Annotated in this window: 3 protein-coding genes; all 3 read left to right on the top strand. The window is 56.8% G+C overall.

Features of this window, described 5'->3' with window-relative positions:
- Positions 1 to 337, top strand: a 337-nt coding sequence (locus B4968_RS15325) for a hypothetical protein (RefSeq protein WP_206601107.1), incomplete at its 5' end; no start/stop codon positions are given.
- Entirely contained in the window at positions 334 to 1,164 is an 831-nt protein-coding gene (locus B4968_RS15320) for a hypothetical protein (protein ID WP_139792861.1), read from the top strand. The genes B4968_RS15325 and B4968_RS15320, both read left to right, overlap by 4 nt.
- Positions 1,161 to 1,617 (top strand): hypothetical protein (locus B4968_RS15315; RefSeq protein ID WP_139792860.1); only part of this gene is annotated, 457 nt, incomplete at its 3' end. The genes B4968_RS15320 and B4968_RS15315, both read left to right, overlap by 4 nt.

The raw sequence follows: 1,617 nt of genomic DNA, 5'->3' as shown, positions 1-1,617 counted from the left end.
TGTGGCCAAGCTGGCAAGCCTGCAGGAAACAGTCGTGACGTTGGCCGGTGTGGCTCCTAACATAGATCTTGCAGCGGGCACGGTGTTCACCTTGCTGAGCGAAGGCAATACAGCCTTCACGTTTTCCAATCCGGCAGCCGCTGGGGCTGCAAGCGCCTTTACATTGCGCCTGACAGCAGGCGGGGATCATACGCTGGCATGGCCTGCCTGGGTGGTCTGGTCTGGAGGATCTGCGCCGGATGCACCGGCTGATACTGAGACCACGGTAATCACCGGGTTCACCACAGACGCAGGTGCCACATGGTTCTGCTTCCTTGCTGGGGAGTCAATGGCATGACCGTAGCAAGGAGCGTCATGCGTGGGGCGAGCGGCGGGTTCGATATTGCGAATGCTAAGCTTCTCGCGAGCGACGATACTCAAGGGCCGCTTATGTCATACGGATCAGGCTGGTGGACTGATGACGGGGTTCATCTGTACACAACCACGTGGGTCAATGAAGATACTAACCACTTAACTTCCGACCTGGATCTGTCCGCAGCTGTGGTCTACGAAAATCAGTATGTTTGGGGTAATGAGGATGTTGTTGGGGTTGCCGTCAACCCTGCTGGCTCTATCGCTATTATTTTCGACAAAGACCGATCAATCAGGCAACTGAACCTTAGCCCAGCGTTCCGCCTAGCTGGAGCTGGCATTGCCAGCACTTCTTCAGGCGTCATAAGAACCTCAGCAAACAGTAGCTATACGATGTATGGCGGCACCATGTCCCGAGACGGAACATACATATACACAATGGAGAACAACCTAGTTGGTATGCGTCGTTATACCTTGGCGACGCCATTTGTGCTGTCTTCTCTGGTGTCTGGTTATCCAGACGCAGGGCAGGAAGTAGACCTATCTGCTGGGCCTAGCGCAATTGGTTTCCCGTTTGGCATGTCCATAAGTCACGACGGCGTATGGCTTCGCGTTTCCGATAGGAACGCGACGGCAATGTATCAGTGGAAACTGAGCACCCCCTACGACCTGACAACGGCTGAGTTCTTGGGTGAATACATCGACGCTACAAATCTAATCGGGGTGGGCGGGATCGCAGCTCACCCTACGGATAGTAGGATCGCCTACACCACTTCCCAAATCACTGGCATCATTAAATGGAGGGTCGCATGACTCATGTTTTGATCAGCAGCGGTGAGGTCGAAACCTTTCCTTATAGTCTTGCGCAGCTTCGCAATGACAATCCGCAGACCAGCTTTCCCAAAGCCATTTCTGATGCACTGGCGGCAAGTTTTGGCCTCTATCCGGTCACGGTCGCTGACCGGCCAGCGCACCAGGTCGGAACGGCGGCCGAACGGGATGCCGTGCCGCTGCTGATCGCAGGCGAGTGGGTTCTGGGCTGGAGCCAGCGCGCCAAGTCCGAGACTGAACTGGCGCCTGATCTGGCGGCGCGGCTCGATGAGGGCAAGGCTGAATGTCGCCGCCGGATCTTCGCGGTGGTTGATGAAATGGCCCAGATCAATCTTGTGGCGGCGGCTAGTACCGGTCTGCTGTCGGACGCGCAGCGGGCCGCCTATATCGCGGGGCTTGGGTGTATCACGCCGATGCGCGGCACCTGGCCGGGTC

The sequence above is a fragment of the Pseudophaeobacter leonis genome, from assembly GCF_002087335.1.
GTDB lineage: Bacteria > Pseudomonadota > Alphaproteobacteria > Rhodobacterales > Rhodobacteraceae > Pseudophaeobacter > Pseudophaeobacter leonis.
Note: the sequence above shows the minus strand (reverse complement) of the source record. Positions and strands in the feature narration are given on the sequence as shown.